General features: G+C 58.5%; 5 protein-coding genes. 1 reads left to right on the top strand and 4 read right to left on the bottom strand.

Annotated elements, in window-relative coordinates:
• Window positions 1-96: 96 nt before the first annotated feature.
• The 3 genes from NZK35_RS09050 to NZK35_RS09040 all read right to left on the bottom strand — a co-directional run bounded on the left by NZK35_RS09050 (window position 97) and on the right by NZK35_RS09040 (window position 3,057).
• Window positions 97-1,125, bottom strand: coding sequence for a FemAB family XrtA/PEP-CTERM system-associated protein (locus tag NZK35_RS09050; RefSeq protein WP_259632208.1), 1,029 nt, complete (start codon window positions 1,123-1,125; stop codon window positions 97-99).
• Window positions 1,122-2,009 (bottom strand): lamin tail domain-containing protein, encoded by an 888-nt coding sequence (locus tag NZK35_RS09045; protein ID WP_259632207.1) that lies wholly within the window; start codon window positions 2,007-2,009, stop codon window positions 1,122-1,124. Before NZK35_RS09045 ends, NZK35_RS09050 begins: the two co-directional genes overlap by 4 nt.
• A gap of 121 nt (window positions 2,010-2,130) precedes the next feature.
• Window positions 2,131-3,057: a patatin-like phospholipase family protein gene (locus NZK35_RS09040; RefSeq protein WP_143548195.1), complete on the bottom strand. Its 927-nt coding sequence runs from the start codon at window positions 3,055-3,057 to the stop codon at window positions 2,131-2,133.
• Window positions 3,058-3,380: 323 nt separating this feature from the next.
• On the opposite strand from NZK35_RS09040, the gene NZK35_RS09035 reads away from it, so the two are divergent.
• Window positions 3,381-4,208 (top strand): N-acyl amino acid synthase FeeM domain-containing protein, encoded by an 828-nt coding sequence (locus tag NZK35_RS09035; protein ID WP_259632206.1) that lies wholly within the window; start codon window positions 3,381-3,383, stop codon window positions 4,206-4,208.
• A gap of 1,027 nt (window positions 4,209-5,235) precedes the next feature.
• On the opposite strand, the gene NZK35_RS09030 is transcribed toward NZK35_RS09035, so the two are convergent.
• On the bottom strand, window positions 5,236-11,205 hold the full coding sequence (locus NZK35_RS09030) for an SdrD B-like domain-containing protein (protein WP_259632205.1): 5,970 nt from the start codon (window positions 11,203-11,205) through the stop codon (window positions 5,236-5,238).
• Window positions 11,206-11,317 lie beyond the last annotated feature (112 nt).

Below are 11,317 nucleotides of genomic sequence, written 5' to 3'. Positions count from 1 at the left end.
AATAAGACCGTCGCTCCGGGATAATCGGTTCGCTGACGCTCCCCTCTGACAACATCGGTGCCCATCGGCTGACGCCGCGTGCTGGTATTGGCTTCGTTACGGGATCCCGCGAACGATCGAGGGGCCGATCAGCTTGGTCAGCCAAACGGGAAGCTTTTGCCAAGCCTGGACCAAACGCTTCTTCCCACCGGCATCGGGACGCATCTCGTTGGGGTCGCCCTTGCGGACGTAATACTGCCAGGTCGCCGGATGAGGCTTTGCGCCCCACTGGGCTTTGAACTTGTAGGTCCCGGCGTCTTCACTGCTGCGTCCGAAATCAAACGTGTGGCTGCCCTTCTCGATCGCCCGCTGCAGCAAATGGCGGTACATCAACATGTTCGCGCCCGTCCGATTGAACTCACGCAAACTGCTGGCACTGGGCACTTCCGTCACGCCACGACTGTGAACGATCAGACCGCCCGCGATCGGTTTACCTTCGTTGCGAACCACGCACAGTTCGGCATCACCGTCAAAGTGCTTCAAGATGCTCGAAAACAGCTGCTTGGAAAACACCGGAGTGCCGAGGTCACGCATGTTGTGCGCAAAGACTTCATAGAACTCAGCGAGCAACTCCGGGCCGCCGAAATGAACGCTGGAGCCATACGTCCCCGACTTCTTGACTTGGCTGCGCAGCTTCGATTTGAACGACTTGTCCAACGCCTCGTCCGTCTCCGGCAGCGGCAGACGCAGATGAAACTTGTCGGTCCGCACCATGTTGAACTTCGGATGCTCGACCGGCTGCTCGTGACGCAGCTCCAGATACTTCACATCCAACTGATCCGCCAAATTGCACGCCGCATCGATCAGTTGTTTGGCAACGTCATCATTCGACGCCCAGACCCCACCGGTATTCAAATACGGCAAGCTGACCAAGAACTTGCCAAAGATCGGACCGCGGACAAAGACCAGGGGAAGGATGCCATGAACCTCTTGTCCGTCGACACAACGAATCAAATACGCCTTGTGTCCCAAGCCATCGACGAGCGAGCTGATCCATGCGGGATGATGGCCCGCAAGCGGCGGCGAATTCCCGAACACGATCGACGGCCAATCGATCGGCCAGGTAACTACTTCGATGACACTCAACCGCTCGTTCCAACTCGACGGCGCCGATGCCGGACGCTGATCGAGCCAAGTCCCAGTAAAGCAAAAACTGCCAGTGACGTAGGCTCAGGAACTGCTGCGGGAGGCGGAACAGGAAACTGCTGATAACCGGGCGAACCGATTCCACTGTTCTCAGAATCGAGCGGATCCACAAGCGTGTCCGACCTCGCCCAATTTGACGGATTAAAACTCGTCAGGTCCATCAGGTAAATACTCATCCCGACGGCTGGGGTCGGCCAATCATCGTCAAAGGAATTGTCAAAGTCATAAATAGAGAATTCATACCGATTGGCAGGGTCGACCGGCGAAATCTCTTTGAGCGTCAGACTTGGCGCATTCAGTCCTGGCTGCAGGGTACGCCAATCTTTCACCGCCAATGATCGGATGGTTCGCGATGGCGACCACAAAAAATTGGAGAATGAACCAAGGTCATCATTGAACAAGACAATGGTTTCGCCCGGGTTCAACTGACCCGACAAGCTGCCAAACACTTGAAGGCTACCAGATTGTGATAGCTCATAGTGCGATAAGTTGATTTCGGTCGCGCCGGCGTTGTACAGCTCGATGTATTCGTAGTTGACGTCCCCGCCTTCGGGATTGAACATCACCTCGGTAATTACGAGCCCTGCCTGAGCGTTTGCGGCGGAAAACAGACACGCGACCAAAACCAAAAGTTGAAACGATCGAGCAAGCATTGGCTCCATCCAAATGAGTGTTGAAGAAGTCTGGGCCCCGTGAGTCAGGCGGAGAATATCCCCCATTTCCCCCAGTCGATCAACACCGAGTTGGCCCTTCGAACCACCCGAAACAAAAATTTTCTTGGCATTTGAATTCTGCCACCCCAAAACAGCGATCAGGGTCGGCATCCCGCCACCCCTTCCAGCGGGCACGCTCGGTCCACTCGGGTAGCTCCACCATTTTCTTGTCACAAATTTTCCTGTCTCCGCTCCCCTCCAATCATTCTGCCCCGAATCATTCTGCCATCTCTCACTCCACCTGCGCCAGCGCCCCCGCCGCCGCATCGTACCCCTTCTGAATCAACGGATCCGGATTCGTAAAATCGAACCAAGCCACCGACCCAAGCTCCGGACGCACCACCAGATCAGCATAAGTCAACTGCTGCTGTCGAATCCGCGCTTCAGCCAGTTCCTGAAAACGCAGCACCGACTGCAGCGCCGTTCGGCAAGATTTGTGTGCCGATTCGGTCGGGCTGACATCGATCACGATCAGCTCGCCAAACCCGTCCATCAATTCCCTGGCCAGATCACACGGCACCGCGTCATAGACCCCGACGTCACTCAGTCTCTGTCCGTCAATCTCCACCGATGGAAAGACTCCGGGGATCGACATCGACGCGACGACGGCTTTGCGAAGCGAACCACGACTCAGTACGACGCGTTCTCCGTTGCGTAAATCCACCGCGATCAAGTGCAGCGGCGTCCGCAGGTCCTCGATCGCGATGTCCGGCAACAGTTCATCGGTGATCGCTTCCAGCAGGGTGCTCGGTAACAAAGATTCGGTCAGTGCGGCGCGACCGATCGCTTTCTGCGCCCAAAACAGTCGCGTCCAGCGGCGCAACCACCGCGCGTTGGACTCATCGCGTCCCGAGGCTCCGGCTGCGGCGCCGACGACTTTCTGCTGCAGCGTGCGGTAGCGGTCCGATTCCAAGAAGTCGCGGGCCAGCGCTTCGGCACGTTCGACATCACGTTCGACCGCGCATAAGGCTGCCATCAGCGCGCCCATGCTGACGCCGACCATCCGACCGACCCCGATGCCGGAGTGTCCGATGGCGCGCATCGCACCAAGATGTGCCAAGCCGCGGGCGCCGCCGCCGCCGAGCATCACGGTCGCGTCAGCCCACTCACTTCGCGGGCGTCGCAGCATCAATCGCCCATGCCAATGGGTAAGTTTCACAGAGCCGCCCCCCTGATCGTGCCGGATAGAAACATCTGAACAACCGTAGCACACCGTTAGAGCGCGTCGCGGGGAGCAACGACGTGAATCACGCGCCACTGGCTAACGCCACGTGCTGGCATAACCCCTGCATCCCAACCAGACGTCACAACCGACGACGACACGATCACTTCGCGGTCTCTTGCGCAACGATCCGGTCGCGCGGCGCTAACGCCAAATCTAGGGTTTCATCAGACACGGTGATTGTCCGGGGGGATTGTCATACGAAAGCGCGTTCGGCGACGACCGGCGTGCCCAGACCTCCTCCTCCTCTTCCGTTCACCATGCAAACGACTCACGTAGCCGCCGGCACTGCAACGGTCTGCCCGCTGATTCCGTCCGCACCGAAAACGCCGCCCAAGCGATCCATTCCCGGGCTCCGATACGAAGTCGCCTCCCGTCGAGAAGACCTGCACGAAGCATTCAGCCTGATTTACCAATCTTATCGACACGCAGGGTTGGTCGAAGCAAACGAGAGCCAAGTTCGGCTGACACCGTTCCACCTGTTGCCGACCACCGAAGTCTTTGTAACCAAGCTCGGCGAGAAAGTTGTCTCGACCGTCTCCTTGATCGGCGACGGTGAACTGGGGTTACCGCTGGAATCGATCTATCCGAAAAATGTGGAATTGATCCGCAACCGTGGTTTGCGGATGGGGGAAATCGGCAGCCTGGCCGATTGTCGCGATTCACCGGTGCGGTTCATCGAGACATTCGCCGCCATGGGACGGTTACTCGCCCAGGTGGCCAAGACCCGCGGCTACGACGGACTGGTCGCCGCGGCGCACCCCAAGCACGCGCGTCTGTACCAGCGGATCTTACCGTTCGAACAAATCGGCAAGATGTCGACCTGTCCGTACGCCAACGGCAATCCGGCGGTGATGCTGGCGTTGGTGTTTGAAGACCATCGCGGCAGCGAACTCTACGAACGCTTCTTTGGTTCGATGAGCAGCGTCACCGACACCGTACCACGTCCCTGGTCCGCCGAAACGTACGACTACTTTCACAAGCTACTGCATTCCAACCGCCTGCAATCCGAACGCCCGCTCTCCGGCCAAGGTGGCCCCATGCTCAGCAAACGAAGAGCGGTCCAAAACAGCCGAATCGACAACTAATCACGCGTTACTGGCTGGCGGCCTGTCGGTTTAATCGGTTTCGGCTGAGTCAATGGTGAGCCGCTGGCCGTAAGGCCTCGGGGGACGTTGAATGCCCGGCCGCTGACGCGTCGCGGCTCACTTTATCGACACGCTGCTGACGCCACGTGCTGGCATGCATCCCAGCGGGACGCGTAAGCGAGCGGCGCGTGGGGATTTCCCCACAACCATCACGCGTTACTGGCTAACGGTCTGTCGGTTTAATCGGTTTCGGCTGAGTCAATGGTGAGCCGCTGGCCGTAAGGCCTCGGGCGACGTTGAAGGCCCGGCCGCTGACGCGTCGCGGCTCACTTTATCGACACGCTGCTAACGCCACGTGCTGGCATGCATCCCAGCGGGACGCGTAAGCGAGCGGCGCGAGGGGATTTCCCCGCAACCATCACGCGTTACTGTCTGACGGCCTGTCGGTTTAATCGGTTTCGGCTGAGTCAATGGTGAGCCGCTGGCCGTAAGGCCTCGGGGGACGTTGAAGGCCCGGCCGCTGACGCGTCGCGGCTCACTTGATCGACACGCTGCTGACGCCACGTGTGGAATGCATCCCAGCGGGACGCGTAAGCGAGCGGCGCGTGGGGATTTCCCCACAACCATCACGCGTTACTGTCTGACGGCCTGTCGGTTTAATCGGTTTCGGCTGAGTCAATGGTGAGCCGCTGGCCGTAAGGCCTCGGGCGACGTTGAAGGCCCGGCCGCTGACGCGTCGCGGCTCACTTTATCGACACGCTGCTGACGCCACGTGTGGAATGCATCCCAGCGGGACGCGTAAGCGAGCGGCGCGAGGGGATTTCCCCGCAACCATCACGCGCCACTGGCTGGCGGCCTGTCGGTTTAATCGGTTTCGGCTGAGTCAATGGTGAGCCGCTGGCCGTAAGGCCTCGGGGGACGTTGAATGCCCGGCCGCTGACGCGTCGCGGCTCACTTTATCGACACGCTGCTGACGCCACGTGCTGGCGTGCATCCCAGCGGGACGCGTGATGTGACTCGCTATCAATTACACGGTCGCGAGGAAGTCGGCGTCGTCGGTGATGACGATCGTGTCCAATCCGGAACCGGCTTCACGCACCGCAACCTTCAGCGTGTGGTTTCCGGCTTCCAGATCAAACTGAACCGTTTCGCCATTCTCGCTGACGGTTTGCCAGGTCAGCACGCCGTCGGTGACCTGCATGTGCCATTTCACCCACGGGCCGTCATCGATCGCGATCCAGAACGAGTTTGATGCACCATCGGTTGCACTCACCAACGCATGGATGGTAAACACGCCGGCGTGGTCGACGGCGAAGTCGTAGGTCAGTTCGTCACCAACCGAAGGCGAACTGTAGTGCGGCGTCCCGTTGGAAGCGACCAGGAATTCGTTGCCGTCGTCGTCGTGCTCGACCATCCAATCGCCGCTGCGTTGCATCTGCATCGCATCGATCACGATTGTGTTGCTGGACAACTTGCTGACCATCCATTTGTCCAGTTTTACACCGTCTTCACGAACCTTCAATTGCATCGTGTGGTGCCCGGAATCCAGATAGAAACTGGTCGCATCCTGATTCCAGCCGTCGGTGACGGTCTGCCAATCGAAACTGCTGCCGGTGTCCATGTGCCACTGGACCCAAGGCAAGTCGTCGATCTTCACCCAGACCGAATTGTCGGCGCCGCTGGATGCCTTCACCAACCCGGACAGTTCGTAGTTGGCGGTGTGGTCCACCGAGAATTGATACATCACCTTCTTGTACGACGGCGGCGTGTTGTAGTGCGATCCCGATCCGTTGGGCGCCATGATGTATTTGCCGCCCGAAGCGTAGCTGGAACTGTATTCCTTCCACGGATGGTCCATCCACTCGTAGTCTTCCGCTTCGAACATTTTGTCGACAGCGGCTTCATACAGACCGGCATCGATGCTGTTGTCGCACTCGTGGTCGTCCAAGTGGATCAGGTCCGTTTTGCCGTTGGCATCGGCGTTGCTGCCGTTGTCAGCGGTGGAACCTTGGTATTGTGGCGAGAACACGAAATCTTGCGGTGCGATGAACTGCACCAAGTAGTCTCCGCTTTCCAGTCCGTTGAACGAGTACAAGCCGTCGGAGTCGGTGGTGGTGGTGGCCACGACGTTGTGATGCGGATCAAGCAACTTGACCGTGACTCCGGGGATGCCGGGTTCGTTGTCGTCCTGCTTGCCGTCACGGTCCAAGTCGTTCCACACATAGTTTCCGATCTTGCCCGACGGTGCCGCCACCGGGTTCTTGTAGTGGCTGGGGTCTGAATCGGTAACCGTATCGGCGACAACCGTTCCCACGTTGGCGTACAGGCCGGCGGTCAGGTGCTGGAACTTCACCTTGCGAATCTTGAACCGATCTTCCGGCGTGGAGTCGACGGTCGAGGCTGCCAAGACGAGCACGTTTCCGGAAACTTCATCGCCGTTGAAGTTCGCCCAGCGTGCCGAGCTGCTGGTCGTGTTGTTGACTTCGTTGAGCGTCAGTCCATTCAGCAACGCGTCGCTGAGTGTTTGATGAGTTCCAAAGGCGCCGGGGATCGTGCCGATCCAGATGGACAGGTCACTGTCGTTGACGACGCTATCCAAATACGCCTGGTCCACGACGACGTTTTCCGAGAACTCAAACAACACGAAGTTGTCGCGGCCGACGTTGTCGACACGGTGTGTGCCGTTGCCACCATCACCTTCGCTTGAATCGGTCACTCCCAGGCCGCCGGAGAAGATGCCCAGGAAGGCCTCGTTCCAATTGCCGTGGTCGTCACGGCTGAACGCACTCGCGTTGACCGAAACGCCATCGGTCGTGAACGTCCGCATGTTGCCGTTGGTACCATCCAGGCCGCTGCTGCCGTTGAAGTAGAACGTGCTGGTGGCGCCGGACGTCGTCAATGACTCCGCGGTCGTGCTGTAGCTGTAGGTCCATACTTCGCCCGGTGACAACAATCCGTCATTGTCAGTGTTCGAACCGACAAAGTCTGGGGTGAAATCATCACTGGTGTCGTTCGGCGTTCCGTTGTCGTCTTTCACCACGACTTCCGCGAACGTAAACGTGGTCTCACCCGTGTTTGTCACCGTGTAGGTCCAGTCGACGGATGCCCCCGGAGCGATTTCCACGGCTCCGGCAGGCGTGTCGGCGTCGACACCGTTAGTCGATTTCTCGATGTCAATGTTTGGGATTCCCGGCGGGGTCGGTTCCGGGTTCGTGTAGTGGCTGGGGTCGGAATCAAATGCGACGCCAATATCGACCGAGGCGGTGTTACCGTAGATGCCGTCGACGACGTGCTGAAACTTGACCTTGCGGATTTTGAACGCATCTTCCGGCGTCGTGTCCGACGTCGACGCGGCCAACACCAAGACGTTTCCGGCGACTTGTCCGCCATTGAAATCAGCCCACCGCGAATAAGAACTGGTGGTGTCGTTGTCTTCGTTCGACAGTCCGCTCAGCAATCCGTCGGACAGCGTTTGGTGAGTGCCGTACGCGCCGGGAATCGTGCCGATCCAGATCGACAGGTCACTGTCGTTGACCACGCTGTCCAGGTAAGCCTTGTCGACGACAACGGTTTCCGAGAATTCAAACAACACATAGTTGTCGCGGCCGATGTTGTCGACGCGGTGCGTCCCATTGCTGCCGCTTTCGCTGCCATCGGTCACGCCGAGCCCGCCGGAGAAGATGCCCAAGTAGGCTTCATCCCAGTTGCCGCTGGAATCGCGGCTGAACGCACTCGCATTGACCGAAACGCCGTCGGTCGTAAAGCTGCGGACGTTGCCGCTGTCGCCGCTGACGGAATCGCTTTGGTTGAACTCAAAAATGCTGGTCGCACCCGTGGCCGTCAACGTTTGGGCGATCGATGTCGCGGTGTACTCCCAGTCCTCACCGGGCGACAGGATGCCGTCGTTTCCGTCATCCGGCCCGACAAAGGTCGGCGTGAAGTCATCGCTGGTGTCACCCGGCGTTCCATTGTCGTCGGTGACGAAGACGTCGGACGCGTTGATCGGCGTGTCGCCGGTGTTGGTGACAATGTAGGTCCACGTCACGGTTTCACCCGGAGCGATCTCGACCGCTTCGCCGGGCGTGTCGGCTTGCACACCGTTGGTCAGTTTTTCGATGTCGATGTCGGGAGTCCCGATCACGACGTAGTTGGCCGGGTCGTCGTCGGTGACGTCATCCAAGTTCGGGACGACCGGGGTGCCCACCACATCGGCGATATTGGTGAATTGCCCGGCCATCGAAGCGGTGATCGTGGCGGTGTACAGCCAAACCTCGTCGACCTGCAGAATGCCGTCGTTGTTGACGTCGCCGCTGACGTAGGTCGGATTGAAGTCGTCACCCGTGTTGCCGGGTGTGGCGTTGTCGTCGACAACGATCACATTGGCCAAATCAACGTCGCCGGTATTGGTCACGACGTAATTGAACGTGACGTCATCGCCGACATTGAAACTCGGTCCGTCACCGGTGTCGGCATCCAGGCACTCGACCATTTGATTCGGCTTGGTGAACTTCAATTCCGTGATCGCGCCACTGCCGGGGAACGTGACGACCAACGACGTGACTTCATCCACATCGATGGGGATTTGCTGGAAGCTGTTATTCCCGAGTGCCGCGATGTTGAACGATTGCTGACCCGAATTGGTCAGGACCGTGACGACGGTGCCACCATTTTCATTGGTGTCGATGTCCAGCAATCCGATGTGGTCGATGCGGACCGCGGTATCAAACGTGAACGTGATCGTGCCGCCGTGCGCTTCGTCATCGGGGTCGTTGGAATCACCGTCTTCGGAAATGATCAACACATTGCCGAGAGCCTGGTTGTTTTCGCCGACCGCACCACTGGAGCCACCGCTGCCGATCCCGGGACCGGAGAAGTCTTGGTTGGGTGTGCCCAGATCGTGGTCACCGCCGGTCGGTGCGCTACTATCAAAGATCATCGCGATATCGGGCCCACTCGATCGGCCATTGTTGGCTGCAATCGTCACGCCCAGCGCCGAGTACTCGTGATCGATCTTGGTCCCCGCGGCGTACCCGTCAAAATCGATCACGTGCATCTCACCGCTACCGGCCACCACATGCTCGACGCACTTTTCGATATCGATTCCTGTCGCAGCGCCCACGACGTAATTGGCCGGATCGTCGTCGGTGACGTCGGAGCCGACGGGATCGCCGTTTTCATCCACCGGAGTGCCGACGACGGTGCCGAGATTCGTGAACTGGCCGATCGCCAGTGCGGTGATCTGGGCTTGGTAAAGCCACGTTTCGCCTGGATCGAGCCGGCCGTCTTGGTCATCATCGCCGACGTTGAAGAAGTTTCCGAGCCCATCATCTTCTTCGACGGGATCGGGATTGAAGTCGTCACCGAGATCACCAGGCGTCGCGTTGTCGTCGCTGACGACAACGGGCGTCAGTTCGACATCGCCGGGGTTGGTGACAAAGTAAGTGAACACGATCGTGTCGCCCAACTCTGCGGCCGGTCCGGATGGCGTATCCGCATCGACGCCGAAGTCTTCCAGATCGGTGTTGGGAGCGTCTGCCGGCGTGCTCAGGTCGGCCCCCAATTCATTCTGAACCGCGAACAGGTTTTTCGTGTCTTCGATGAGCGAAGCGTTGCCGGAGGTGTACGCCGCCTGCGTCAGCAAAATCACCTGCGCCTGGGTGTAGGAGTAATCCACATTGGGATTGGCGGCGTTGAGCAGTGCGGCGGTCGCATGTCGCCCCAGTGCATTCAGCCCACCGCCTCCGCGTCCGAGCGCATCGAGCAGGGTCAGTCCGGAATCGTCACTGACGCCGAACACGGAATTGTAGGAATCCACGGGCGAGAAACCGGTCTCGGGCCATCCCTTCAATGGTGCCGGCCCAAACTCAGAGTGCGTCTTCCAGAACCCGGGCGTCAGTCCCTCACCGCCGCCGGTCTGGTCTTCCACGACCTTGACAAATTTTTCAATGTCGATCGCAGGATTCAAAGGCGGCGGAGGCAGGAAGATCCCGGCGTCCCAGGTCAGGTCGTCCACCGTGCCGAGATTGATCACCTCGGTTAATCCCGTCGATTGATCGGCATCGCTGTCGATCTCATCGTTGGTTCCCTGGTCTTGAGCGGTCAGGACATAACCGGCAGGCAGCGTGGAAGTCACGAACTCGACGAAGTAGTTGCCCGGCTGAAGATTTTCGAACAAGTACAACCCGTTGATGTCCGTCACGTCCGTCGCGATCACCGGGCCGTCCGACCCATCAGTCTCCGGAATCCCGTCACCGTCCCCGTCACGGTAGAGATTGACGGTAACACCCTCAACGCCCAACTCGCCGCCGTCCTGAATGCCGTTGAGATTGTTGTCGTACCAGACATAGTCGCCCAAGTTCACCAGAAGTGGGTCGATAGGTGTCACTGTGGTCTTTTCGTTTCCGCCAAAATCATTGACGAATGTGCCGTCGAAGTCTGAAAACTCACTGTTGACGATCATCCCAATGTCAAAGCCGGAAAAGAACGTCGATGCCAATTGGCCGCCTGTGACTGTGATGCGAAAGTCATAGTCATCACTTGTTGATCCGCTGGTGCTTTGAAATCCAAAGTCTGAGATCTCGCCGGTCAGCAAGACACCGTCGAATGGTCCCGCAACGGTGTTTACTGAACCCGTTAACACGAAATCGTCTCCTGGGACTCCACCAACCACGTTTCCGACGGAATCAACGGCGAAACTCAAGTCCATTGTGGCAGAGCCGCCGGTCGGAGCGTTGATAAAGTTGAAGGTGCCGTCGAAGAGGGACGAAGGCTTGGCATCAACGGCAAAGATCCCGCTTGTTGAGTCATAGTCGACGCTGCCAGTGCTGTCAGACGCGATGACCGGAAGATTTGACGTTGTGATCCCGAGCAGCGCTAAGACACGTCGATCCTCGAGTGATTGAACCAGTAGTCTGCGTTTCGAAGCTCGCTTCCCGCGTTCTTGTTTCGAATTCTCGTGCCGTTTTTGAGATCGGAATGCAAATGGGTTTGAGATCATTGGAGCAACTGCTTAGCGGGGAGGACTCAATGCGATCAAGAATCGTGATTTCGATCGAGCATAATCGCAATCCAGAGATTGAGGAGATTACGCGGCAAAACACGCAGAAAGA

It is taken from the genome of Stieleria sedimenti (assembly GCF_025060895.1).
GTDB classification, from domain to species: domain Bacteria; phylum Planctomycetota; class Planctomycetia; order Pirellulales; family Pirellulaceae; genus Stieleria; species Stieleria sedimenti.
This window is presented reverse-complemented; position numbering and strand designations above follow the sequence as displayed.